Origin of the sequence: Paenibacillus sp. OK060, assembly GCF_900101205.1 — a bacterium.
GTDB lineage: Bacteria > Bacillota > Bacilli > Paenibacillales > Paenibacillaceae > Paenibacillus > Paenibacillus marchantiae.
On sequence record NZ_FNFR01000001.1, the window covers coordinates 611,465 to 636,687 of the forward strand.

Sequence of the window (25,223 nt, forward strand, 5' to 3'; positions counted from 1 at the left end):
ATTTGTTTATTCATCGTAAATCGAAACGTGTAATGAAAAGGAGATAACCTTTGAAACTGTAATCAATAATGTTACAATGGAAGATGCAGCCACTAACGCAGATGACGAAAGGAATGAATATAGATGAAACTTAGTGTACTTGAACATGGACATATTAATGAAGGACGGACGGTACAGGATACCCTTCGGGAGACGGTAACTCTTGCCAAACATGCGGATGAACTGGGCTTCTCCCGCTTCTGGATGTCGGAGCATCATGGCAGCGGGGCACTGTCATTTTCCAGTCCGGAAGTTATGATTGCACACGTTGCAGCACATACCGATCGAATTCGCGTAGGTTCAGGAGGCATTATGCTGCCCCATTACAGTGCATATAAAGTTGCCGAGAACTTTCGTTTGCTGGAAGCACTACACCCTGGCCGAATCGATCTTGGTATTGGTAGAGCCCCAGGAGGCATGCCGATTGCCAGCAGAGCTCTGAATGAAGGAAAGTCATCGAATGTGCAATTCTTCCCGCAGCAGATTTCCGATCTGGGTGGATATTTTCATGAACAGCTGCCGGAGGATCACCGTTTTGCTTCTCTAGTAGCTGGGCCATCTGTAACCACTGTTCCCGAAGTATGGTTGCTCGGCTCCAGTTCCGAAGGTGCACGAATTGCTGCAGCACAAGGGACCGCTTACGCGTTTGCCCAATTTTTCGGAACGCCGGGTGGAGAGGAAGCGATGAAGCATTATCGCAGACATTTCAAGCCTTCTATCCTGAATGACAAACCACATTCCATGATTGCGGTGTCGGCATTCTGTGCAGAGACTGAAGAAGCGGCCGCTGAACTGGCTCGCAGCAATGAATTATTCTTCCTGCGGCTTGGCCGGGGTCTGGAGCAGAACTCATTCCCATCCCTGGAAACGGTGAACAACTATCCATTTACGGCCATGGAGATGGAACAGATCCGTCAACGCCGTTCTTTTTCCATTGTAGGTACACCGGATCAGGTAAAAGACAAAATTACGGCAATGGCTGAACGTTATGAAGCGGATGAAGTTATTATTGCATCAGCGATTCACTCATTCGAGGATCGTTTGCGTTCATTCAGCCTGATAGCGGAAGCCTTTGGTATAAAGCAGGATTAATCGGTACTGAACGGGAATTAGTATTCTGAAATGGCTGGAGCCTTGCTTAGCAAGGTTCCGGTTATACTCTTGCGTGATCAGGGAGAGGAGAGATTCACATTCGCAGATGTGTCATTAGTGATATTCATGGCTGTTACGACGAATTCAATGCTCTGCTTGAGCAGGCAGCCTACGATCCGGAGCAGGACGAGCTGATTTTGTTAGGTGATTATGTCGACCGCGGACCGAAGAGTAAAGAGGTCGTGGAACAGATTATGCAGATGCACGAGCAGTACAACATTATTGCGATCAAAGGAAATCATGATGCGATGATGGTCAAGGCGCTGAACCATGATGTCGAGGACTATGACAAACACTGGATTCGTAATGGGGGCTTACAGACGCTGGCCAGCTATGTTGAGGTTTCTTTGGATGATGAGCAGTTGGACTGGGATGTTTATACTGAAGCCAAACAGTGGCTCCGTACACACTATGAGCATCATCTTCGTTTTTTGGAACAGCTTCCCCTTGTATACGAAATTCCTGGTTATATCTTTGTACATGCCGGGATTAATCCGGATGTGGAGGATTGGCGGACTCAGTCAGAGCGTGACTTCATTTGGATTCGGGAGCCGTTCTATTCAAGACCAACATCGCTCAAGGAGACGGTGGTATTCGGTCATACTCCAGTCAAAAATTTGCATAACGAGCCAGGTGTCTGGTTTGACCCCAGTGGAGACAAGATTGGCATTGATGGCGGATGTGCTTATGGTGCTCGATTGAACTTGCTGGAGATCAGCGAAGACGGGAGTCTACAGACTCTTTTTGTGAAAAGAGGAGAGACCCGTGAGGGTCCCGAGGTTTAATCCACGCGGCGAATTTCAAATAAATCTCTTTAAACAAAAGTATAAATTAAATCCCGTTGAAGCTCTAACCTTTTACTTTCTTGAGAATGTGGATTGGTATACATACCGACAATGGATCGAAGCTGGCGGAACGGCAGAGTTGTGCATTCGTTTACGGAGTATAAAGGCAAGACCCTGACATGATTTTGTAATTAATTCGCTGTAAAGGGATTGGAATTAAGCCTTATTAACGCTATAATCAGTAAGGGTATGCTTGAATTATTACATTTTATTAATCTAAATCAGAATTGACGGAGGGCTATTAATATGGAAAAAGCATTAATCTTCGGTCACAAAAATCCCGATACGGATACGATCTGCTCGGCCATTGCCTATGCAGACTTGAAAACAAAATTGGGTCAGGACGTTGAAGCTGTTCGTCTAGGCGAAGTAAACGGCGAAACTCAATTTGCATTGGACCAATTCAAAGTGGCAGCGCCACGTCTGATCAAAACAGCAGCTAACGAAGTGAACAAGGTCATCCTGGTTGACCACAATGAGCGTCAACAAAGTGTCAGCGATATTGAGGAAGTGACTGTTGTTGAAGTTATCGACCATCACCGGATCGCAAACTTTGAGACAAGCCAGCCTCTGTATTTCCGTGCAGAACCTGTAGGTTGTACAGCAACCATTTTGAATAAATTGTACAAAGAAAACGGCGTGGAAATCAGCGCACCGATTGCTGGTCTGATGCTGTCCGCGATCATTTCCGACTCCCTGTTGTTCAAATCCCCAACATGCACAGAGCAAGATGTAGCAGCAGCACGTGAACTGGCTGCCATTGCTGGTGTGGATGCAGACAGCTATGGTCTGGAGATGCTGAAAGCGGGCGCGGACCTGAGTCAGAAAACGATTGCTGAACTGATTTCCCTGGATGCGAAAGAATTCGCTATGGGCCAAGCAAAAGTGGAAATTGCACAAGTGAACGCGATTGACGTGAATGATGTGCTTGTGAAACAACCTGAGCTTGAAGCAGCGATTGAAGCGATTATTTCCAGCAAAGGTCTCGACCTGTTCGTATTTGTCGTAACCGACATCCTGAACAACGATTCCGTTGCATTGGCTTATGGTGCTTCCACCAAAGCTGTAGAAAAAGCGTACAATGTAACATTGTCGGATAGCAGAGCGCTGCTCAAAGGCGTAGTATCCCGCAAATCGCAAATCGTTCCAGTTCTGACCGAAGCGTTCAACTCGTTGTAAGATGCACAAAACCGACGTATAACCATTACGTCCAGATATATGATGAATATTCAGTTACAACATCCAAGCCTGCTCTTGATCTGTCATAGGTCAGGACAGGCTTTTGTTGTAGAGGAGGATGTACCATGATCAAAAATGAAAAAATTAAAGCGACTGAAGTCCAGCTGACCGGCCTGAACGGTGAAGATCTCGGCATCATGTCTACTCGTGATGCACTTGCACTTGCGAAGCAGCATAAGGTGGATCTGATTTGTATGTCTCTAATGACCAGCCCGCCGCCATGCAAACTGATGGGCGCTGGAGCAGCGAGACAGGAAAAGCAGCAAGAGAAGAAGAAGGCGGTAAAATCCCTGGATAAACGTAAAGTGAAGGAGATCCGACTGAACCTGCAGATGGAAGACCACGATCGGGAGACCAAGCAATCTCAGGCAGAGCGTATCCTGACGAAGGGGGACTCGGTGAAGCTCGTCATCCAGGTGCATGGAGCCAAGGAAGGAACAGCAGGCAAGGAATGGGCAGAACAGCTGTGCAAATCTCTGGCTGAGTATGGCAGTAAAACGACAGGTATTCAGGTGAGCGGCAAACAGGTCGTTGTACAGTTAGACCCCATTGGATAACAAAGATGAACGAATTCAGCTAAATAACAAGGAACTGTGGGACAATCCGGTTGTTATTAGGTTGGCTTTTCCTAATGTTCTAAAAACCCCGTAGAGCAACAGTTGACCTGCTGCTCTACGGGGTTTTCAGCATGAAATATCGTTATAGCAATTCTGTACTCCTAATGATAATTACGCTTCAAGTTGTTTAGACTCGCAAGTAACGGCTGCCGCCGATGCGTACATACAACTGTCCCGGCAAGACCGGAGTAGATGAGGCTGTTTGTGAATTCGAGTTACTGCTCTTGGCGTAGCGGGATAGATATAGAAAGTCCGGATAAATTACCGTATCCATCAAATAGGCTGACACTGTACTTCCAGGAATGCGGTTTTGATTCAGTGAACGAATGATTTCTTCCCCGCTTGCAATCCCGATTCCATGACCATAATATACGTCTTCACGAAGCATAATGGTATTCTCTCCCTGCCACTCTGGTGTTTCAGGGGAAACGTCCGGATTTTTGAAGTACAATACGTCTCCAGGAAGCGCAGAGTCGCTGCCGTTCTTCTCCGTTAATCGCAGATCGCTGTCATAGTGCCAGTCGTAGAGCAGCAGGTTGCGGAACAGTGAATTGAAATCATCTTCCCGAATGCTGTTCAATACTCCGCCATAAAGGACAATCACAGTCGCTGTTGCACATTCAAAGGCATACAAATGACCATTCTTCCATATGTCCCGGATTCCTTCCGCAGGCGTTACCTCAGATCTTAGTTCAAAGCCACCTTCAGCATTTCGGTTCCAATAGGCAGGATTACATCTGGATTTCTCGAACGAGGCAAAGCTGACCCCGCTTCGATCGAGCGCTTCTGCTGCATCCACCAGAGACTCGCGCAACGTCCATTCAAAATGAAGATGATCCATGGATTGATATGTGTATACTGTTGGACTGTTCTGTAGTTGCTGTAACCAATGCCATGCAAAAGCAGACCAATCCGAACGTACCAGCTCAATCGGTTGATTCGCAACAATGATCATAATCATAACCTCCAGTATCATTTGGATGTTCAGCCTTGTACAAACGGGTATGCACGCGTATTCTGTAGTATATGACGACACTTATGCGATTTTGTATGTCTACAAGTACAGACAGCATGAACACACGATAAGAATGTCGATTATTGCCTGGAATTTTTGTTGATCTCGTTTATAAATCATGATATTTGGGGTACTACTCTTATAGATGAAGTTATGTTCAGGTCGATCTGTTCATACGGAATATATTCAGATTCCCCATAAAGGAGGATATGTGGTGTCGAATCCAATTGCAGAGAATCGCTCTCTGTTCGAGCAGTTATATACACATGCACCGATCGGCATTGCTGTTGCTTCGCATGTGAACGGACGTTGGCTTCAGCTTAATCCGGCATTTTGTGAAATGCTGGGATACAGTGAAGATGAATTGATTGACTCACCAATTGTACATATGATCTATGAGGAAGACTTAGAGATGGAGGAGTTCAGATCCCATTTCTGGGATATGACCAATGGATTAAGTCTGATGTATGAAACTGAGTTACGGCTTAAGCGTAAGGATGATTCTCTTCTCTGGGCGACGGTAAGAGCCTGCATCGTCAGGGATGAAGTGAGCGGCGAGCCGCTTTATTTGCTTGTTCAGGCAGCGGATATTTCGAAGCAGAAGGACGCGGAGAATCGATTGATTATACAGCGCAAGCAGTTGGAGGAGAGCAGTCGAATCTCAAGATTGCTGGCCGAGTCCTCGCTTGACCTGATTGCCATACACCATGCCGATCCGGAGCGGACGTTCAAGTACGTATCTCCAGCCAGCAAAAGTATGTTGGGATATGATCCAGAAGAAGTTGTTGGTCAACCTGGCCTGTTCTGCATTCACCCCGACGATGTGCGTCTAGTTGAAGCTTTCGTGGCTGGTCAAATCCAGGGCCTTGCACCTGATCGAATTAGCTATCGGCTCCAACATAAGGATGGTTCTGTTATATGGGCGGATACCATCACTCATTATGTATATGACATACAGGGAAATCTGCAGGAAATGATCGGAGTGACCCGTGATATTACAGCGAGCAAGCAGCAGCAATTAAGTCTTCAGGAGTACCAATCATTGTTCGACAGTAACCCTCTTGGAGTAGCTTCATTGGATTTGGACGGAAACCTGCTTAAGGCCAATGCAGGTCAAGAGCAATTGACAGGCCATACCAAGGAGGAACTTCTTAGTTCATCCTTTGATCATCTCATTGACCCGGTGGACCTGGATAAGACGAGGTATCATTTTGAAGAGACTGTAAAAGGAATCGCACAGAGCTATGAAGTGGGGTTGATTCACAAAGACGGACAGCGCATTGAAACAAGTGTGATTAATGTTCCCATTTTGCTCGAGGATCGTGTCGTGGGCGTCTATGGAATAACTAGTGATATTACGGAGTCTAAAAGGTATGTAGAGGAAATTGAAAATCTCAGTTACGAAAGAGCATTGATTCTCAATGCCATGTCTGAGGGAGTCATTGGCCTCGATCAGAATGGTAACCTGATATTTGCCAATCCGATTGCAACGGAGATGATGGATTTCTGTCCGTCTGAGATGAATGGCAAGCCACTTGAAGAGATCATGTTACAAATGCAAAGTGAGGGTATACCTTATCCGTCCAATAGCACTCCTATTCTTCAAGCTGTACGTGAAGGGCGAAGCCTGCCGCGATCTGAGTCTGTATTTTGGAAGCAGGATGGCTCCAGCTTCCTGGCGGAGTTCCAACTGAAACCGATAATGGAGCAGGGGGAGAATCGTGGAGCTGTACTGGTTTTCCGCGATATGACATCGGTGAAGGACATCATTCGTGCCAAGGAAGTGGCAGAACATGCGGACCGAGCCAAGTCCGAGTTCCTGGCGATTATGAGTCATGAGCTTCGTACACCTCTGAATGGAATTATGGGCATGGCCCATCTGTTAAAAGAAACAGAGTTGGATGAGGAGCAGAACGGCTTCGCCGATATCATCATCGACAGTGGTGAATCACTGCTGCACATTCTGAATGAGATCTTGGATTTCAGTAAGATTGAAGCAGGGAAAATGGATCTTGAACGCCAGCCAGTGGATATTAAATCTGTTCTTGGCGGGGTCATGGAACTATTTGCGCTTAGAGCTTCCGAAAAGAATATTGAACTATACTGTGAAATGTCAGAGCAGATTCCCGAACGCGTACGAGGCGATGAAACTCGCATTCGTCAGATTCTGATTAATCTAGTAGGCAATGCCATCAAATTCACGGAGAAGGGAAGCATTCAGGTTCACGTGAACGTTAAGCCAGCGGAATTTTACAATGAGAATCATCTGATCTTGTCCGTTTCGGTCAAAGATACGGGGATTGGCATTCCGTTCAATAAGCAGCATCAACTGTTCCAGTCTTTCTCACAGCTCGATCCGGCTATCAATCGCAAATATGGAGGCACAGGTCTGGGGCTGGCCATCAGCAAGAAGCTGGTGGAACTGATGGGCGGCGCCATTGGTGTACAGAGTGAGACAGGTGAGGGGGCGGATTTCCACTTCACCCTGTTACTTGAACGATGGCAAGATGAGTCCACGGATCAGATTGAAGAGGTGGCTGATCACAACCTGAAGCTGGATCGAACAAGTCTGGCAGCGGGGATCAAAATTCTTATAGCTGAGGATCAGTCATTGAACAGCCATTTGCTGGAGGAAATGCTTCGTAAGCACGGCGGTCTATGTGATATCGTGGAGAACGGTGCAGAAGCGGTGAAAGCATTGGAAAGGGAAACATACGACCTTCTCTTTATGGATATCCAAATGCCTGTTATGGATGGGATTGAAGCGACCTGCCGGATTAGGCAAACCCACCCTGAAATTCCGGTCATTGCTGCCATCACGGCATTTGCAGGAGCGAACGACCGTGAAGCTTGTCTGAAATGCGGTATGCAGGACTTTATCAGCAAACCGTTCAGCTCTACGGAAATAAGTCGTGTGCTAAACACATGGGTTCCGTACATACGCTCCCAGCATGAGCGCTAATGGGCTGCTTGTGTCAAGTTATCGAAAAAAATAACCTGCCTCTGAAATTCAAGGGCAGGTTATTTTGGTCTTCCGGGGGTGTTGGTAGTAGCCTGACAGATGTCAGGACCATCCTCCAATTAATCCCGAAAGGGTTACACACTCGTCATCTTCCAGTTCTGCAATTAGGGTAAGTTCTTCGTTGTCATTGGGGTCCACCGAGAATAATTCACGGCGTCCGTCTTCGTGGACAATAATGACCAACTTATTACCGCTTTTTGTATCAAACTGGTACTTCACTCCGATACCAGGCAATGGGCATTCCCGGATATTCATGAAACCTGTCACCTCTTTAGCTTTTCCATAGTTAAGTTAACCGTTCACACAGTACGGATGTATTCTACTATCCATAACATCATTTGGCAAGTCAGAAATGAAATAGTAGTCATCTCCTCCAAGCTTATTGCGCTGTGGTTAGTTATACATTCCGACTCTGTCGGGTTCGTCTGCGACGGACCATGAACCAGATAAGTAATGCAATGATCAGCACCAAGGCAATGCCCCCCGTAATTATAATGTTCCGAATATTCGGGACCTGTACGGTCAAATCTAGCTTATTCGTATTCAGTGGTGAGACGTGCCAAATTAGGGTTTTTCCGTGATCTTCAACCAGATCTGCATTGGAATCCTGCGCTTTGATTGGCAGCGTCAGCTTGAAATCAAAATTAACATCTTTCAGCAGCAGGTTTTTGAGAAATCCGGGGACCTTATTAATTTGGTCTTTGACCTCACCATCGGGTATGGTCTGCATCAGGTCTGCTTCCGCAGCAATATGCAATTTGGAAGTGAAAAATCCAGGTGTAGTGGATTGCTCCATTTTGATTCCATCAGGCAGATCCGACGTGCTGAAGGTAGAGACGGTATTACTTTTCTCATAATGGGTCGTCGCTTTGAGTTGTGTCCGATCTCCCTGGTCCGAAACTTCGGCCTGGAAATTATTCTGCTTCAACGTATTTGCGAGCATTGTCATGAGATTGTCTTGTCCCATCATTCCCAGGGCTGAGTCGGTTACGCTGAGCTTCAGGGCCAGATCGGATGAACCGTCCATATTAACCGTGACATGAGCTTCACCATCAGCACAAGCGGATAGTATAAACAGCATAAGAGTTAGTAAAAAAGCGAGTAATAGCTGACGATAATAGGGTATGCGAGTCGACATTCAGTTCAAACCTTTCTGCGTATAATCCAATTCCAATTCATAGAAGTATAGTATACACCGTAAGGATGGCGGATGAAACTTTGTTCACTATAAGAGCAAGGTAAATCGTACGCTATGATATGATATATCTATAAAATTAGAGTGAAAAAGTAGGCTCCGAAGCATTAAAGGAGAGATTGGATAATGACAGCAAGTGAACATTTGGATGCAGATCCGGTGATGTGGAATAATCGAATGAATGACATACCGGTTGGAATTACAATGAAAAAGGACACGATATATGGAGTGGAAATGAAGATTTCGTATTTTTGTCAATGTTCAGTCAATTCAAAATGGGTTTCACCGTGTAAACTGATAGTAGTGTGAAGAAATACGGAGCAGGGGGGTTACATTCATGACATATATCATTATTATGGGTATCATTATGGTTGTGGGAATGGTCGGAATGGGCTGGTTCTACAAGATTATGGACAACGATCAACACTAGGGTATATTGAAAAGAAATGTGAAAAGACAAGCCTATAAGCTGGCTTCGCAATGGATGCGAGGCGGGCTTATTTGTATATAATGCCAAAAAGTCTAAATATAGCATGAAATAATGTCTGATTTAAGTGGTATGCTTGTACATGGAAATGTTTTACACTTACATCTGTAAGCGTTTACATAAAATTTACGGGAGGCTAACATTATGGGTTTGAAGATGAAAAAAAGATCAGGCAAGAAAGCATGGATGCTGCTGGTCATGTCATTACTGATTGCGGCCGTTCCAATTACAGCCAGCGCAGCATCGGATTCCACAGCGTATGCCAAACTTAATTTCAGCAACAACAAGTATTATATATTCAACAATAGCTGGGGTAGCTCAAGTGTCAGTGGCTGGTCCCAGTCCGTGTATGTGAACAGTAATACTGATCTGGGTTACGTTTGGAACTGGCCAACGACTGCCGGTGGAGTCAAAGCTTATCCTTCTCTTGTCAGCGGCTGGCACTGGACTGAGGGTTTCACGCCAGGCAGTGGGCTGCCAACGCGATTGTCTGCGAACAAAAGTATCAATACCGGAGTAAGTTATTCTAAGGCGTCCAACACTACAGGGGAATATAATAATGCGTATGATATCTGGCTGCATGACATCGGCAATGCGACCTGGTCAAGCACACCCACCGAGGAGATTATGATCTGGAACGATTGGACTTCCGGTGTAGGTCCTATTGGTTCCAAAGTGTTCTCGGATGTATCCATTGGTGGACAAACCTATGATCTGTATCGCGGCGAGATTACCGACAACGGAGTGCATCAATGGTGGGTATACTCGTTCCTGAAGAAGTCAAAATCCCCTAACAACTTTAGCATCAACGTCAAAAACTTCACTGATTATCTGATCTCCAAAAGTTACTTTACCAACAGCAAATATGTAAGCAGTGTTGAGTATGGAACCGAAATTACGAAAGGCAGCGGCCAGATCAATTACTCTAACTGGTATGTGAACGTGCAGTAACGGCTCTGTTTATACGCTTATTCCTGATTTAATGAGATGCTGCTCGGAGGAAAACCCATTTCCTGCTGACGCAGCATCTTTTACTTGTGTATTGGACCTAAAATTCATGCGTAACATATGTAACGAGTGATGTAGCTGCATTTGACCGATGGACAAATATTTTTCGTAAAGTTGGGATTTTTAGGCTGCTCTTTTGTATAATAGGGTTTAGTTCAACTCGGGGAATCCCGAAATATGCCTAACAGGAAAGGGTGTACATAAATGAAATTTAGTGAGTATACGTATACACGTCCCGATCTGGAACAAATCAAAACGTCATTCCGTGAGCTTCTGAGTGGTTTTGAAGCCGCGACTACGGTTGAAGAGCAGAGTGGATATATGGACAAGATTAACGCTTTGCGAAGTGACTTTGAGACTCAGGCACAATTGGTCTACATCCGTCATTCGATTGATACCAATGATACATTTTACAAAGAAGAAAATGAATTTCTGGATGAAAGCTCTCCAATCATTCAAGAATACATCACCGATTATTATCGGGCATTGGTAAACTCCAAATTTCGTGGTGAACTGGAACAAAAATGGGGTTCACAGCTGTTCCAGCTGGCGGATCAGTCTCTGAAAACATTTAGCCCGGAAATTATCGAGGACCTTCAGAAAGAGAACAAACTTTCCACGGAATACAACCAGCTGATTGCTTCGGCCAAAATTCCGTTTGAAGGTGAAGAACGCACATTGCCGCAGCTGCATCCGTTTGAGTTGTCCACGGATCGCTCCATGCGGGAACGTGCATCCGAAGCAAGATATACGTTTATGGCTGAACATGAGGCTGAATTCGATCGCATTTACGACGAATTGGTGAAAGTGCGTACACAGATCGCGAAGAAGCTAGGATACCCATCTTATGTTGAACTCGGCTATGACCGTATGAACCGTACGGATTACAACGCGGAGATGGTGTCCAATTTCAGAGCACAAGTCCGTGATTATATCGTGCCTGTAGCGACGAAGCTCAGAGAACGTCAGCGCAGCCGGATTGATGTGGATACCCTCTACTTTTATGATCAGGGCTTCAGCTTTAAGACAGGGAACCCGACACCTAAAGGCGATGCAGACTGGATCATTGACAATGGTAAGAAAATGTACGCTGAATTGTCACCGGAAACGGATACGTTTTTCCAGATGATGACCGACAATGAATTGATGGATTTGGTGAGCAAAAAAGGCAAGCAGGGCGGGGGCTATTGCACCTTCCTGAACGATTACAAAGTGCCGTTTATTTTCTCCAACTTTAACGGTACATCAGGCGATATCGACGTATTGACACACGAAGCGGGTCACGCGTTCCAGGTATATGAGAGTCGTCACTTCGAAGTACCTGAGTACAACTGGCCAACGTATGAATCGGCAGAGATCCATTCCATGAGCATGGAGTTCTTCACATGGCCGTGGATGGAATTGTTCTTCAAGGAAGATACGGACAAATACAAATTTGATCACCTGTCTTCCGGACTGCTCTTCATTCCTTACGGCGTAGCAGTCGATGAATTCCAGCATTTTGTATATGCAAATCCGGATGCAACACCAGCGGAGCGCAAGCAGGCTTGGCGCAATATTGAGAAGACCTATCTGCCGCACATCAATTACAAAGATAACGCCTATTTGGAACAAGGCGGATTCTGGCACAAACAGGGTCATATCTTCTCGTCGCCGTTCTATTACATTGACTACACACTGGCACAAATCTGTGCATTCCAGTTCTGGAAACGCAGTAACCAGGATATGAAGTCCGCATGGGCTGACTATCTGACATTATGTAAAGCCGGAGGAAGCCTGTCCTTCACAGGATTGGTAGAACTGGCAGGTTTGAATTCTCCGTTTGAAGACGGCTGCGTATCCTCCGTCATCGGCGATATCGAAGCCTGGTTGGATGCAGTAGACGATAAAGCGTTGTAAGCGAAAAATAAAAATAAAGGTCGAAGAGGTGAAAGGGAACGAGGAAAAAACCTGACGTTACAGCATTCTGAGGCAGGGCGGATTTAAATGTATTCATTTCCCTACCTATACAAAGAATGCGAGGTTATACCATGTTGGTTTTACTGGATCAACCGTCCCAAAGGAAGCAATTAGCGCCCTTCATCTCGGGAACGAACGGGCATGTGGTTATGGGTGGAGTGCTTACGAGACTTCAACGGGGGCGTGTCTATGCAGACCAGCTTCATGCGCCGAAAAGCGCCCTGATTTGGGCCGAAAACGAAATGTTTTACCTGATCGGAAGATCGGATAATGAACAATTCATTAGCCTTGTTAGGGAGGTACTTGTTCAGGAGCTATTACCTGAAGCGTTAGATGCTGGCGAAGACATGCTGAATCTTGAAGTTTACCCCGAGCCCGGCTCAGATTGGTCTCCCGTCCTGGATCACATGTTCAATGGGCGTTTGCGAGAAGGATTGCGAGTTCCTTTTCAATTCAATCTTGCGAAGTATGAACAGTGGCTGGAACGCAGTTCCAGCTCCTTGTTCGTTCCTCCGGGATATAAGCTTCAAATTATCGATCGAGCTGTAATGCTGGAGGACAAAAGCTGTATCATTGAACAGGAAATTTTGAAATTCTGGCATTCGCTGGAGGACTTCTTCCGATACGGAGAAGGCACATGCACGGTATATGAAGGGCAGGTTGTAGGTACATGTATCTCTGTGTTTGTCAGTGGAATTCACCATGAAACAGGCATCAACACCTACGATCCGATACACCGTGGCAAGGGCCTGGCTACGGCCATGGCAAGCGCTTATGTGCAATCCGTTCTGGAACGGAATTGTGTTCCACACTGGACGACAGAGGAATTCCGTCATGATTCCATCGCGATAGCGGGTAAGCTTGGTTTTGATCAAGGCAGAGCTTATCCCGTCTATTACATGCCGATTCAGGAGCTTCTAAATTACTGAATATCTGTAGGGGCTGTCCCGAAGTCATGAAAATGACCAGGGATAGCCCCTGTTTTTTGATTCGAGCGGTGAAACTTGTGAATCCAAGATCAAGTTACCCTTTTTAATTCAAGCACAGATAAGCAAGTTACTGAAGAGCATTCATGATTATTGGATAATTCTTAGATAATTCCGTGCAAATGAAACATTTATCAACTCGGTTGTGATTTATTTCACTATATCTGAAAACGGATTCAGTTACAATAAAGATAGTAAATCAGGGGTAACAGGAGGCTGGTTCAGATGGCAACACACGCTTATTATGTTCCGCCCGTGAACTTGATGGGCAGAGGATGTTTACACGAAGCAGGCAAGATGATTGAGAATATGGGTATTCGCAAAGCGCTTGTCGTAACTGATCGTCGATTGATTTCTTCCGGCGTTGCTGAACAAGTGCTGTCTATACTAAGAAAATCAGGGTTAGACTATGTGGTATATGATGAGGTTCAGCCCAATCCCACCTGTCAGAATGTACATGACGGACTTCAGGTATTTCAGGATCATGGCTGTGACGCCATTATATCGATAGGCGGAGGTTCACCTCAGGATGCTGCCAAAGGAATTGGCATTGTTGCAACCAACGGTGGACATATCCGTGATTATGAAGGTTTGCATCAATCGAAACACAAGTCCGTGCCGCTTGTTGCCATTAACACAACGGCTGGCACGTCGAGTGAGGTGACCATGAACTACGTGATTACAGATGAGGAACGTAAGGTGAAAATGGTGATGGTGGATCGAAACAGTCTCGTTGACTTGTCGGTGAATGACCCGGAACTGATGCTGAGCAAGCCAGCCAGTCTTACAGCGGCCACGGGCATGGATGCATTGACCCATGCGGTGGAAGCCATGGTGACGCCTGGCGGGTTCACGGTGACGAGTGCTACAGCGGCTGCTGCCGTTGAGCTGATCTTTGAATATTTGCCCAGAGCGGTCAGGGATGGTAGTGATCTGGAAGCAAGAGAGCATATGACGTATGCGTGTTTTCTTGGCGGGATTGCTTTTAACAATGCAGGCTTGGGCTATGTACATGCGATGGCCCATCAACTTGGTGGAGTCTATGACCTTCCGCATGGGGTATGTAACGCGATGTTGCTCCCTTATGTAGAGGAATTGAATGCAAAGCATGTGCCAGGTAAATTCCGTCATATTGCCAAAGCAATCGGTATGGATGTAAAAGGAAAACGGGATGAGGAGTGCTCGGAGTACGTGATCGAAGCCATTCGTCAGCTCTCCAAGGAGGTAGGCATTCCTGAGAAACTGTCAGAATTGGGTGTGAAAGATCCTGATGTTGAATTGCTGGCGGATAATGCCATGAAAGATGCCTGTGCACCGGGCAATCCGTATCAACCTTCCAGGGATGAAGTGATGGAGCTATTCCGCAAAATCATATAAAGTTAAGAACAAAGAGAGAGCCAGAATATATTCTGGCTTTTTTGGTGTGACACGTGCTTCTGAGCCTTATAAATACGGATTCATTTCCTTCATTGGATAAAATAGTTTTATCTCGCAATAGTCATTATTTTTTGTTTGACAGAGGGGGTGCTTTAATCCATAATCAATCCATACTAAACACATAAGCTTTATTGGAAGGGGAGAGTCAGTCATGTCACAGTTTAAATCATCAACGAGAAAGTCATTATGGGTAGGAGCGTTAGCCGTTCTATTATTGGTAATCGTTAGCGGTTGCTCCGGATCGACCAATGATCCTGCTCCCAATGCAGCAGCCCAGCCAGGCACGAGCCAAGGTACGGATGAAAATTCAAAGACGGACGAGACTGCAACGGGGGGGACTTTTGTATATGGTCGGCCGGCTTCCGTAACCTCGTTTGATTTGCATAATCAGATTACATCGAACAATGCTTTTGCCATTGATAAAGTATTTGAACCTTTGGTTGCTTTTGACAACAAAGGCGAGATTGTGGACTGGCTTGCCAAGTCGCATAACATCAGTGATGACGGTTTGACGTATACGTTTGTGTTGCGTGATGGCTTGAAGTTCTCCAACGGCACAGATGTTACGGCAGAGGATGCCGTATTCTCGCTGGAGCGGCACTTGAAGGTTGGTGGCCCATTGGCAATATCGGCCAAGGTAGACACTGTCAAAGCAACGGATAGCCATACATTGGTGATTACGCTTAAAGAGCCGTATACGCCATTTATCTCTGAGCTTTCCAACTTCTCGAACGGTATTATTCCGAACAATTTTGGCGGAGTTACCGAGGAAGAATTTTTCAAGAAGCCGGTAGGTACAGGACCGTTCGTGGTTGAACAGTGGGACCCTGCAGGCGATGTGACCTTTACGAAGAACACTCACTACTGGCAAGAAGGAAAGCCATCGGTTGATAAGCTGGTTTACAAGCTGATAGAAGATGACAGCCAAGCAATCAACCAGTTGAAGGCGGGAGAAGTAGATGCGATTGAGTCGCTGGCTCTGCAAAATGCTGATGAAATCAAAAATGGCGCGGATACAACCGTTGTAACCAACGGCAGCTGGGTGACAGAGCAATTGTTCTTTAATACGTTGGATAAGCATTTTTCCGATGTGCATGTTCGCCGGGCATTGGCTCTGGCACTTGATCGTGACGGTCTGACTAAGGCGCTTACCTTTGGTTACGCACAGACTGCTAATTCATTGCTGCCTACAACGATTCCTTACAATTCGAATGATACTCTCAAGGCATTAAATTTTGATGTAAATGCAGCCAAAGCGGAACTGGCCAAATCGGCCTTCCCTGATGGATTCACTACAAAACTGCTTGTAGCTTCCGGCAACAGCACCAGAGCGCAAGAAGCGCAAATCATTCAGGCAGCGGGAAAACAAATTGGCATTAATATCGAGATTGAATCGATTGAACTGGCTACCTTCCGTGAACGATTCTTTGCTTATGATTTCGCAGCGATGCTGAACAGTGGGCAAGCCGATTCTCCGGAAGCGAACTCAATCGTTGCGTTCCAGACTGACCCTGATGGCTTCAGCAAATCTTACTGGACGCATTACACCAATGATGAAGTAACCAAGCTTCTGTATAAAGGTCAACAAACACCGGACGGCGATGGCCGTGCCGAAATATACTCCAAATTGCTTCAAACGCTTGCCGATGAAGTGCCTTACATTCCGCTTTATTATCCGGATATTCTGATTGGCGTTCGTTCTTCAGTAGATGGCATTGTTGTTTTGCCTAATGGCAGTGTGCGTTTTGAAGACGTTCGTATTCAGAAATGAATAAGTTCTGGTTGATCAGTACTGTGGGAAGAGCGTTGGCAGTGATCCTTTGTGTGATGACAGCAGTCTTTTTTCTCATCAGAATGGTACCAGGAGATCCTGCTAAAATGATTCTTGGCGAGTACAGCACCCCCGAGGCCGTGGAGAGCATGCACCATGCTCTCGGGTTGGATCTGCCGCTGGGGGAACAATTTATACGGTTTGTGAAGACACTGTTCACTCAGGGGGATACCGGCAATTCCATTATTAACCGAACCTCGACTAGAGAGTTGATTGCTGATCGGGCACCCGTTACCTTGCTGCTCATTGGCATGGCATGTGCATTGTCAATTGTCATTGCACTCGTGCTTGCTACATTGGCCGCTACACACAAGGATAAGCTGCTGGATCATTTGATACGTATTTTTCCTACGGTAACGCTAGGTATGCCAATCTTCTGGGTTGGCATCCTTTTGATTCTGCTGCTGAGTGTTCATCTTCACTGGTTTCCCGTTGGTGGAGTTGGGGAAGGGTGGTGGGGCACCTTATACAGTTTGACACTTCCCGCCATAACCGTGGCTTTTTCACAGATTCCGACATTGGTCCGTTCATTGAGAGCCCAGATGCTTGAAGTACTGGAATCTGATTTTGTAGTTACATTGAAGGCTGCGAGATTACCGAGCCGGGTCATTCTATTCAAACATGTCCTGCGCAATGCGGCGCTTCCGACGCTGATTCTTCTTGGCGTTAATATCTCTTATCTCATTGGCGGCACATTGGTCGTTGAACAGGTATTTGGTATCAAAGGAATTGGCAGTCTTTTGTTTAGTTCCATTTCCAAACGGGATTTCCCGGTCATTCAAGGCATAGCCCTTTACTGTGCTGTATCTGTCGTGATCATCAGTCTCCTGATAGAGCTTCTTTCCAGGTGGCTTGATCCCAGAACGAAAGGAAAACCATGAAAACGATACAAATAGAACCTCAGTTATATGAAGACAGCCAAAACACCAGTCTCATGAATCGTATATTGAAAACTCCTTCCCTGCTTGTGGGAAGTGTGATGTTTGCCGTGCTGATCATCTTGACTGTAATCATACCGTGGATTAGTCCTTATGACCCTTCGGAGCAAAATTTGAGTGCCTTTTTGCAACCTCCGTCTGCTGAACATTGGTTGGGCACAGACCAACTGGGACGCGATTTGTTCACTAGACTGATCTATGCCGCGCGTACCGATTTGAGCATTATGGTGCTGGCGGAAATTGTTCCTTTTTGCATGGGCGTATTTCTAGGGATGCTCGCAGGGTATTACGGAAAATGGACTGATAAGATCATATCGTTGGTCACCGATACATTTATCGCTTTCCCTTTTTATCTCATCGTCATTATCGTGGCTTTTGCCAGTGGAGCAGGTGAGCGGGGGATTTATATTACGTTTATGCTCGTTGGCTGGATTGTCTTTGCCCGTGTCGTCAGGGGGCTGAGTGCATCGTACCGCAAGCAGGAATGGATCGCATCCGCACAGACGTTGGGCTTGCCGGGAATACGGATTATCCTTCGTCATCTCCTGCCCAATGTATTACCTCAGGCGATCGTTGTCCTCATGACGGATATGGTGGGGCTGCTGGTGGCGATTGTTACGCTTGGATACCTGGGCATTGGCATCGCACCACCGACCCCGGATTGGGGCACGATGATCTCGGATGGACAATCCTTTATCACGACAGCCTGGTGGCTCTCGGCAGTTCCGGGATTTGCAGTCGTTTACACAGGAATTGCTTTGTCGCTTGTCGGTGATGGATTGGCCGATGTATGGAGGAAAAAATAATGTCCACTGAACCGATTCTTGAAGTCAAGGCACTATCTCTGTCAACCAAGTCAAATCAAAAATTAGTTCAAGATGTACATTTCTCGCTTGGGCGAGGGGAGAGCCTGGGATTAGTAGGTGAATCCGGCTCCGGTAAATCATTAACTCTTCGTTCCATTCTGGGACTGTTACCAAGCGGTGTGGAGCAGACGGGTGGAACCATTCGGAGTGGTGTGAACAGCGCCATGGTGTTTCAAGACCCGAGAGGTGCGCTCGATCCGCTCTGTCCCGTTGTTAAACAGCTGGCGGAAGTTGTCTATTACAGGCAAAAGTTAAGCAGGAAGGCCTCCAGGGTAGCAGCGCTGGAATTACTTGAACTGTTGGGGCTTCCCGACTCATTGAGGCGTGAGGATCGATACCCTAGCCAGCTGTCAGGTGGGCAGTGTCAGCGGGTAGTCATTGCATTGGCTCTGGCGTGCAAGCCAGGCATTCTGCTCTGTGATGAGCCAACAACGGCACTGGACGTTACTGTGCAGCGTCAAATTATAGAAACGATCCAACGTTTGCAGCGTGAACTGGGATTCGCCATGGTGTTTGTAACACATAATCTGGCGATTGCAGCGACGCTGTGCTCGAAGCTGTGCGTGATGAAGCAAGGGCGGATCGTGGAGCACGGGGATTCGCTTGGCCTTTTGCAAAACCCGCAAGATCCTTACACCGAGATGCTTATTAACTCGGTGCTTCCTTTACCGAAGCTAGAAGGGAGCGAATAACTATGGAACTAGCTTTGCAGGTTCAGAATGTAACGGTTCAATATGGTGACTTTACTGCGCTGGATAACATCACACTAAATCTTCAGAGGCATACCACGCTTGGTCTTGTTGGTGAGTCCGGTTCGGGCAAATCTACCCTTGCGAGAGTCATTGCCGGATTAATTACGCCAGATGAGGGGCAGATTTTGCTGGGAGATCAGCAATTAAAGAAGAAGAGAAGTCGTGAGCAGTATAAAAGCATACAGATGATTTTCCAAAATCCGGATGCTTCACTGAATCCCAAACATTCCATTCGGCAGATTCTTGCTGAAGCGCTGTTGTTTCATCGCATTGTAGACCGTTCACAGGTGGAGAAAAGATCGAGAGATCTCTTGGCCCGTGTTCAGTTGGAAAGCAGGGCACTGGACAAGTATCCGCATGAATTCTCCGGCGGTCAGCGCCAACGTATCGCCATTGCACGCGCTTTAAGCGTAGAGCCGAGTCTGCTAATTGCGGATGAGCCGACAAGTGCACTGGATGTTTCTGTGCAGCGGAGTGTGCTCGATTTGTTCAATTCACTTAAGAGGGAACTTAATCTTACGTTTCTGTTCATTTCTCATGATCTTGGAGTTATCCATGCCATTAGCGATACGGTAGCAGTCATGCGGCAGGGTCAGCTGGTGGAGATTAGTCCCAAAGATCAATTCTTCACACGACCTGAAACGGCATACAGCCGAGAGCTGCTGTCCGCAGTTCCAAAGATGCCGAAATCAAGTTCTATAGGAGGTTTATATGAGCCAACAATATAAAGGAAACATACCCCTTACCCTGTCGGAATACGATAAACTTACGCAATTGCTCTCCAACCTTTTGAATACAAAGTATCCTCCGGTGATCATCCCGGGTGAGGCCATCTTGGGCATAGAGGCCGTGGCAGCTGGAATATCTGCACCGGGTCGTACGATAGTTAATGTCGTAACAGGGCCTTATGGCAGTTTGTTTGGTCAGTGGCTTGAACGTGGAGGGGCAACGGTTATTGAAGTCAAAGTTCCTTTTGATGAAGTTGTACCTGTGGAGAAGGTAGCTGCTGCGATTGAAAAGTATCAACCGTCCGCACTATCCTTTGTTCAAGCAGAGGTGGTTACAGGCGGGTCGAATCCCGCAGAAAAAATTATAAAGATTGCGCGTGCCCAAAACCTGATTACGGTGAGTGACTCTGTATCAGCGATTGGGGGAGAGCCTCTGCTGGTCGATGAATGGGGCGTTGATTTTGTAGCTGTGGGTGCACAAAAAGCCCTGGCCGGGCCTAACGGCATCAGCGCAGTAAGCATTTCGCCGCGTGGATGGGAATTTCTCGAATCCAATGCACATGCACCGCGCAACTCCATCCTGTCTTTGCTTGATCTGAAGCCACCCGGCGATGGGGCTGCACCCGTCCGCGTTCCTCCCAACATTCCAACGCTGGAAGCCAGAGCACTGATTTTGGCTTTGACAGCTATTGAGTCTGAAGGCTTGGAGCAGGTGATCAAGCGTCATGAACAGGCTGCGTTATCTGCTATAGCGGGAATTCAGGCCCTGGGTCTGGAGCCTTGGCAAAAAGATAACAGAACATATTCGACTCTCACAACCACGGTTCGAATTTCCGGGGAGGAGAAGTTGCATATCGATCAGCCGATCGGCATCGTTGCTCCGGGGGATGGAGAACTTTTTGGTCAGCTTCTGCGAATTAATCATTTTGGAGTTAATGCGTCCTTGGCAGGAGTGGAGGAAGCTGTTGCGACCATTGCGGCATTATTAAATGAGGACCATGAGCAAGCAGTCCAGGCTGTTCGCCTCGTTTGGGGGAAATGAATATGACCCAGGTAAAATCGGAAGAGCAAAGCTTCAAACATATCTTTATAGCAGGCATTGAAGGCAAACGGTTCGATATCTCGATTCAGAATGGCCGGTTTGCATCTGTTACAGAATCCGTGCCGCAGAATGATAACGCATCGCTTCCGGGTACAGATATATGGATAAGTCCCGGAGTTATTGATCTTCATACACATCTGGCCTGGACAGACTTTGACCATGCGGATCAATTAAAGCGTGACAGCCATGAGATCGAAGTGATGCAGGCGCAAGCTTTTGCAGCCACCCTCCGGACGGGAGTAACTACGGCTCGTGATGCAGGTGGAATGCTGCCAAGCACCGCTCGGCATCTCGCTCAGCACTATCAACACCCCTTAAGAGTTGAAACCAGCAGTGAAATGCTGGGAGCGGCAGATGCCCGTGGTGTGAAGCATCTGGAACAACGGCTGAACGGAATTTTTGATACAGGCGCAGGATGGGTTAAAATCATGGCGACAGGTGGACTGGGAGCCCCTACGGAACAAGTGCTCGATCCTGTATTTTCGGAGGAAGAGTTCGCGTTCATCGTTCGACATGCCCATGCCAACCATAAAAAGGTGCTGGTTCATACCTGGGGTGGAGTGACGATAGACTGGTCTATTCAGGCCGGGGTGGAATCGGTGGAACATGGAATGTTCTTATCAGAGGATCAGGCGGGCAGGCTTGCGCAGTCCCGAACGGCATTTGTGCCCACCACATCGATATATCGTATTGCCGCAGATCCAAAAGGCGTGCTGGCGTTGCCTACTGTTATCAGTGATCGTGCTGCGCGCGCTGCGGAAGCTCATTCTACAGCCATCGGATATGCCAAAAGAGCAGGAGTCCGTTTCGGTTTCGGTACCGATTACGCCACACCTTCACTGCATGGCTATAATCTGCAAGAGCTGGATACGCTGATCGATTATGGCCTGACCCGGGCAGAGGCGTGGCAATCTGCGACGTCAAACGCTGCTGATATTCTGGGTCGTGGCAACGAATTGGGACAGATTGCAGAAGGCTATATTGCGGATGCTATTATTTTCAATGCCGATCCGTATCAAACGAAAAATGCAGATCAGTTGCGAAAGAGCATCGTGTCCGTAATTATTGGAGCGCAGAAACCATAACTTGGTTTCTGCGTTTTTTTCTTTACATGTGAGTGCAATGAGCGCTATGTTGCTTTCGAAGGAGCAGGTTGTCGGGCGAATGTTAAGCGATAATTAAATCCCCAAAAGTTTTCCAAAAGGATTTTGCAGACCCATCAGCGAATACAATATTTAATAACAGCGGCATAAAGGAAGGAGTGATATCCACTTAAACTTTTGTCGAAGTTTTCCAGCAAGATTCCTCAGCCCGTTTCGTGTTTAATGTTATATAGGAGTAGTGTATTGCATTTTACACGGGGTACACCTTGATTTTTACATCCACCTATCACCTCTACACAACAAGTACAGGCAATTCTGCATGTATCATCTACTTTCAGACATTACAAAGAATAACGTTTGGCTGGAATTTCCGAGCAACATAGTCTGTACAGCATGCTCCTAATCATGACAAAAGTGTCCACACAACAGCATATCGGATTATGGGCTCTGAAATGATTTAGAACGAATGCACATGGAGGAGGCTGTAATGATGGCAAAAAAAGAAGTTGTAGCGATGCTGCTCGCTGGAGGGCAAGGCAAAAGATTAAAGGGACTGACCAAATCACTGGCCAAGCCTGCTGTTTATTTTGGCGGAACCTACCGCATCATTGATTTTCCTCTAAGTAATTGCTCCAATTCTGGCATCGACACGGTCGGTGTATTGACCCAATACGAACCACTGGTGCTGCACTCTTATATCGGCATTGGCAGTGATTGGGATCTGGACCGCAAAAATGGCGGGGTATATGTACTTCCTCCTCATGAACGTGAAGACGGCAGTAGCTGGTACCGCGGTACGGCGGATGCGATATACCGTAACCTGAATTTTATCGAACAATTCGATCCTGAGCATGTGCTCATCTTGTCAGGGGATCATATCTATAAAATGGATTACGAGAAAATGCTTCAATACCATAAAGAAAAGGATGCAGATTGCACCATATCGGTCATTGACGTTCCGTTGGAAGAAGCCAGCCGGTTTGGGTTGCTCAACACCCACGATGATTATCGCATCTATGAATTCGAAGAAAAACCTCCTGAACCAAAGAGCACGCTTGCTTCCATGGGTATCTATCTCTTCAAGTGGGATGTACTGAAACGCTTCCTGATCCAGGACGAACAGCAGGCATCCACCTCCTATGATTTTGGCAAAGATATCATTCCCTTGCTGCTTGAAAATGAAAAATCACTATACGCTTATCCATTTGAAGGGTATTGGAAGGACGTCGGTACAATCCACAGTCTGTGGGAATCCAATATGGACCTGCTGGATGAGGAAACGCCGTTTAACCTGAACGATCCGGATTGGCGTATCTATACTCGTAATCCGAATCAGCCTGCGCAATATATTTCACCATCGGCGAAGGTACGGAATTGCATCATCAGTGAAGGTAGTGTGGTACATGGTGAGGTTAAACACTCGGTATTGTTCTACGGTATTGAGGTGGGAGAGAACAGTTCCGTAACCGATTCAGTGATCATGCCAAAAGTGAAGATCGGTCAAAATGTACGCATTCACAAAGCTATTATTGCCGAAGGATTGGTGATCCCGGATGGAGTACATCTGTCACCCGCCCCTGAGGATGAGAGTGATATATTACTGGTCGATCAGGAAGAGCTGGAACGTCAGCTTCTCGAGGGAATGACAAGTAAAGCCTAATCTAAACCCCAAAGGACGGTGCATGCGATGAAACCATTGATCGGAGTTATTAACCTTGACCATGAGCTTGAGGAATTGAAGGAATTGACGTACTTTCGCTGCGGAGCCGCGGTGCCTTATGCCGGGCGTTACCGTCTGATTGATTTTGTATTATCCAATATGATGAATGCTGGCATTGAGAGTATCGGTGTATTTGTGCGTCGCAAGTACCGTTCACTCATGGATCATCTGGGAGACGGTAAGCCGTGGGATTTGGATCGCAAGCATGGCGGCATGTTTATTTTGCCACCGGACTGGAACGATCCGACCGATACGTCACAAGGGGATTTGCAGCATTTTCACAATAATCTCGATTTTTTCCGCCGGGGTTCAGGGCAATATGTTGTCCATGCAGGTAGTCGGCACGTAACCAAAGCAGATCTGCAGGATGTGTACAGGTACCATATGAGCAAGGGCGCGGATGTAACGCTGGTCTGCAAAAAAGTGGATAAACTGCTGCCTGAACATGACGCCTGTGTCAAAGTTGAAGATGACGGGAACGGTAATGTGGTGGACATTCACCAAAGCGCCGATCACCCGAATATATATACAGAAATTTTCATTATGGAAAAAGAACTGTTCCTGCGCCAGGTGCAGCGCTGCATCGCTCATGGCGAAAGCCATTTCTTCCGTGATGTGATTCAGAAAAATCCGGATGGCTTGAACATTGCTGCATATGCCTATGATGGCTATCACGCCGTGATCAATTCGATTGATAGCTATTACCGCAACAGTCTGGAATTGTTGAATAGCGGATTGTATGAGCAGCTGTTCAAGGAACAGCCTGTTCAAACCAAGATTAAATATGAGGCACCTGCCAAATACCTGGACTCTGCTGAGGTTAAACATTCCTTGCTCGCGAACGGCTGTATTGTGGGTGGGGAAGTGGAGGACAGCATCCTGTTCCGTGGGGTACATGTGGCGAAAGGTGCCAAAATTAAAGGCTCCATTATTATGCAAAAATGCTACATCGGAGAAGGTGCCGTTCTGGAGAACGTCATTCTCGACAAAGATGTGAAGCTAAGCGGCGGCCAGACGCTGATCGGCGATCCGTCGAACCCGTATATTCTGGCGAAGAGTACTATTATCTAATACCAACACTTAACCGATATCATCTATAAATATATATAAAATAAAAATCCTGTAGGATGGATTTAAGGTTCATGAGCGAAAGTTGAAATGCAACTTCGATTGTGCTTGCCA

General features: G+C 46.6%; 21 protein-coding genes. 18 read left to right on the top strand and 3 right to left on the bottom strand.

Annotation, left to right across the window (positions count from 1 at the left end; translation table 11 throughout):
• The first annotated feature begins 123 nt into the window (after positions 1-123).
• From BLS14_RS02840 to infC, 4 genes are all read left to right on the top strand, one after another.
• On the top strand, positions 124-1,131 hold the full coding sequence (locus BLS14_RS02840; protein WP_090949395.1) for an LLM class flavin-dependent oxidoreductase: 1,008 nt from the start codon (positions 124-126) through the stop codon (positions 1,129-1,131).
• Positions 1,132-1,244: 113 nt separating this feature from the next.
• Positions 1,245-1,976: a metallophosphoesterase family protein gene (locus BLS14_RS02845; protein ID WP_371121412.1), complete on the top strand. Its 732-nt coding sequence runs from the start codon at positions 1,245-1,247 to the stop codon at positions 1,974-1,976.
• A gap of 306 nt (positions 1,977-2,282) precedes the next feature.
• Entirely contained in the window at positions 2,283-3,215 is a 933-nt protein-coding gene (locus BLS14_RS02855; RefSeq protein WP_063563370.1) for a manganese-dependent inorganic pyrophosphatase, read from the top strand.
• A gap of 125 nt (positions 3,216-3,340) precedes the next feature.
• Positions 3,341-3,832: a translation initiation factor IF-3 gene (gene infC / locus BLS14_RS02860; RefSeq protein WP_090949404.1), complete on the top strand. Its 492-nt coding sequence runs from the start codon at positions 3,341-3,343 to the stop codon at positions 3,830-3,832.
• Positions 3,833-4,019: 187 nt separating this feature from the next.
• Here infC and BLS14_RS02865 read toward each other — a convergent pair whose 3' ends face one another.
• A complete protein-coding gene (locus tag BLS14_RS02865) occupies positions 4,020-4,847 on the bottom strand; it encodes a protein-glutamine gamma-glutamyltransferase (protein WP_090949406.1) in 828 nt (275 codons plus the stop codon).
• A gap of 274 nt (positions 4,848-5,121) precedes the next feature.
• Between BLS14_RS02865 and BLS14_RS02870 the strand changes: the two genes are divergently transcribed.
• Positions 5,122-7,869 (top strand): hybrid sensor histidine kinase/response regulator, encoded by a 2,748-nt coding sequence (locus BLS14_RS02870; protein WP_176854306.1) that lies wholly within the window; start codon positions 5,122-5,124, stop codon positions 7,867-7,869.
• A gap of 102 nt (positions 7,870-7,971) precedes the next feature.
• On the opposite strand, the gene BLS14_RS02875 is transcribed toward BLS14_RS02870, so the two are convergent.
• Positions 7,972-8,184, bottom strand: a complete 213-nt coding sequence (locus BLS14_RS02875) for a cation:proton antiporter regulatory subunit (RefSeq protein ID WP_053779896.1) — start codon at positions 8,182-8,184, stop codon at positions 7,972-7,974.
• 142 nt (positions 8,185-8,326) lie between these two features.
• On the bottom strand, positions 8,327-9,067 hold the full coding sequence (locus tag BLS14_RS02880; protein WP_090949412.1) for a hypothetical protein: 741 nt from the start codon (positions 9,065-9,067) through the stop codon (positions 8,327-8,329).
• A gap of 688 nt (positions 9,068-9,755) precedes the next feature.
• Between BLS14_RS02880 and BLS14_RS02890 the strand changes: the two genes are divergently transcribed.
• The 13 genes from BLS14_RS02890 to glgD all read left to right on the top strand — a co-directional run bounded on the left by BLS14_RS02890 (position 9,756) and on the right by glgD (position 25,112).
• The gene (locus BLS14_RS02890) at positions 9,756-10,562 is read left to right on the top strand and encodes a glycoside hydrolase family 12 protein (RefSeq protein ID WP_231952556.1); all 807 of its coding nucleotides are present in this window, start codon (positions 9,756-9,758) and stop codon (positions 10,560-10,562) included.
• Between the two features lie 261 nt (positions 10,563-10,823).
• The gene (locus tag BLS14_RS02895) at positions 10,824-12,518 is read left to right on the top strand and encodes a M3 family oligoendopeptidase (RefSeq protein ID WP_090949414.1); all 1,695 of its coding nucleotides are present in this window, start codon (positions 10,824-10,826) and stop codon (positions 12,516-12,518) included.
• A gap of 131 nt (positions 12,519-12,649) precedes the next feature.
• Positions 12,650-13,507 carry a GNAT family N-acetyltransferase gene (locus BLS14_RS02900; protein ID WP_176854308.1) on the top strand — a complete coding sequence of 286 codons (858 nt, stop codon included), beginning with the start codon at positions 12,650-12,652 and terminating at the stop codon, positions 13,505-13,507.
• A gap of 282 nt (positions 13,508-13,789) precedes the next feature.
• Positions 13,790-14,941, top strand: a complete 1,152-nt coding sequence (locus BLS14_RS02905; RefSeq protein ID WP_063563376.1) for an iron-containing alcohol dehydrogenase — start codon at positions 13,790-13,792, stop codon at positions 14,939-14,941.
• Positions 14,942-15,152: 211 nt separating this feature from the next.
• A complete protein-coding gene (locus tag BLS14_RS02910) occupies positions 15,153-16,772 on the top strand; it encodes an ABC transporter substrate-binding protein (RefSeq protein WP_072732546.1) in 1,620 nt (539 codons plus the stop codon).
• Entirely contained in the window at positions 16,769-17,713 is a 945-nt protein-coding gene (locus BLS14_RS02915) for an ABC transporter permease (RefSeq protein WP_256336130.1), read from the top strand. Before BLS14_RS02910 ends, BLS14_RS02915 begins: the two co-directional genes overlap by 4 nt.
• Positions 17,710-18,576 (top strand): ABC transporter permease, encoded by an 867-nt coding sequence (locus BLS14_RS02920; protein ID WP_090805739.1) that lies wholly within the window; start codon positions 17,710-17,712, stop codon positions 18,574-18,576. The genes BLS14_RS02915 and BLS14_RS02920 overlap by 4 nt, the downstream gene beginning before the upstream one ends.
• Positions 18,576-19,328, top strand: coding sequence for an ATP-binding cassette domain-containing protein (locus BLS14_RS02925; RefSeq protein ID WP_090949422.1), 753 nt, complete (start codon positions 18,576-18,578; stop codon positions 19,326-19,328). The genes BLS14_RS02920 and BLS14_RS02925 overlap by 1 nt, the downstream gene beginning before the upstream one ends.
• A 2-nt stretch (positions 19,329-19,330) precedes the next feature.
• Positions 19,331-20,116, top strand: coding sequence for an ABC transporter ATP-binding protein (locus BLS14_RS02930; protein WP_063563380.1), 786 nt, complete (start codon positions 19,331-19,333; stop codon positions 20,114-20,116).
• On the top strand, positions 20,100-21,158 hold the full coding sequence (locus BLS14_RS02935) for a pyridoxal-phosphate-dependent aminotransferase family protein (protein ID WP_090949425.1): 1,059 nt from the start codon (positions 20,100-20,102) through the stop codon (positions 21,156-21,158). The genes BLS14_RS02930 and BLS14_RS02935 overlap by 17 nt, the downstream gene beginning before the upstream one ends.
• Positions 21,159-21,160: 2 nt before the next feature.
• Complete coding sequence (locus BLS14_RS02940; RefSeq protein ID WP_090949427.1) at positions 21,161-22,303, top strand: amidohydrolase family protein; 1,143 nt, start codon at positions 21,161-21,163, stop codon at positions 22,301-22,303.
• A 508-nt stretch (positions 22,304-22,811) separates the two neighbouring features.
• Positions 22,812-23,981, top strand: a complete 1,170-nt coding sequence (locus BLS14_RS02945; protein ID WP_090805747.1) for a glucose-1-phosphate adenylyltransferase — start codon at positions 22,812-22,814, stop codon at positions 23,979-23,981.
• 27 nt (positions 23,982-24,008) lie between these two features.
• Positions 24,009-25,112: a glucose-1-phosphate adenylyltransferase subunit GlgD gene (glgD, locus tag BLS14_RS02950; RefSeq protein ID WP_090949430.1), complete on the top strand. Its 1,104-nt coding sequence runs from the start codon at positions 24,009-24,011 to the stop codon at positions 25,110-25,112.
• The last annotated feature ends 111 nt before the right edge of the window (positions 25,113-25,223 follow it).

Bases quoted from the DNA above. Each gene is read 5' to 3' on its own strand.
- BLS14_RS02840 (WP_090949395.1), top strand. From the start codon at position 124: ATGAAACTTAGTGTACTTGAACATGGACATATTAATGAAGGACGGACG.
- BLS14_RS02855 (WP_063563370.1), top strand. From the start codon at position 2,283: ATGGAAAAAGCATTAATCTTCGGTCACAAAAATCCCGATACGGATACG.
- infC (WP_090949404.1), top strand. From the start codon at position 3,341: ATGATCAAAAATGAAAAAATTAAAGCGACTGAAGTCCAGCTGACCGGC.
- BLS14_RS02865 (WP_090949406.1), bottom strand. From the start codon at position 4,847: ATGATCATTGTTGCGAATCAACCGATTGAGCTGGTACGTTCGGATTGG.
- BLS14_RS02875 (WP_053779896.1), bottom strand. From the start codon at position 8,184: ATGAATATCCGGGAATGCCCATTGCCTGGTATCGGAGTGAAGTACCAG.
- BLS14_RS02880 (WP_090949412.1), bottom strand. From the start codon at position 9,067: ATGTCGACTCGCATACCCTATTATCGTCAGCTATTACTCGCTTTTTTA.
- BLS14_RS02890 (WP_231952556.1), top strand. From the start codon at position 9,756: ATGGGTTTGAAGATGAAAAAAAGATCAGGCAAGAAAGCATGGATGCTG.
- BLS14_RS02895 (WP_090949414.1), top strand. From the start codon at position 10,824: ATGAAATTTAGTGAGTATACGTATACACGTCCCGATCTGGAACAAATC.
- BLS14_RS02900 (WP_176854308.1), top strand. From the start codon at position 12,650: ATGTTGGTTTTACTGGATCAACCGTCCCAAAGGAAGCAATTAGCGCCC.
- BLS14_RS02905 (WP_063563376.1), top strand. From the start codon at position 13,790: ATGGCAACACACGCTTATTATGTTCCGCCCGTGAACTTGATGGGCAGA.
- BLS14_RS02910 (WP_072732546.1), top strand. From the start codon at position 15,153: ATGTCACAGTTTAAATCATCAACGAGAAAGTCATTATGGGTAGGAGCG.
- BLS14_RS02915 (WP_256336130.1), top strand. From the start codon at position 16,769: ATGAATAAGTTCTGGTTGATCAGTACTGTGGGAAGAGCGTTGGCAGTG.
- BLS14_RS02920 (WP_090805739.1), top strand. From the start codon at position 17,710: ATGAAAACGATACAAATAGAACCTCAGTTATATGAAGACAGCCAAAAC.
- BLS14_RS02925 (WP_090949422.1), top strand. From the start codon at position 18,576: ATGTCCACTGAACCGATTCTTGAAGTCAAGGCACTATCTCTGTCAACC.
- BLS14_RS02930 (WP_063563380.1), top strand. From the start codon at position 19,331: ATGGAACTAGCTTTGCAGGTTCAGAATGTAACGGTTCAATATGGTGAC.
- BLS14_RS02935 (WP_090949425.1), top strand. From the start codon at position 20,100: ATGAGCCAACAATATAAAGGAAACATACCCCTTACCCTGTCGGAATAC.
- BLS14_RS02940 (WP_090949427.1), top strand. From the start codon at position 21,161: ATGACCCAGGTAAAATCGGAAGAGCAAAGCTTCAAACATATCTTTATA.
- BLS14_RS02945 (WP_090805747.1), top strand. From the start codon at position 22,812: ATGGCAAAAAAAGAAGTTGTAGCGATGCTGCTCGCTGGAGGGCAAGGC.
- glgD (WP_090949430.1), top strand. From the start codon at position 24,009: ATGAAACCATTGATCGGAGTTATTAACCTTGACCATGAGCTTGAGGAA.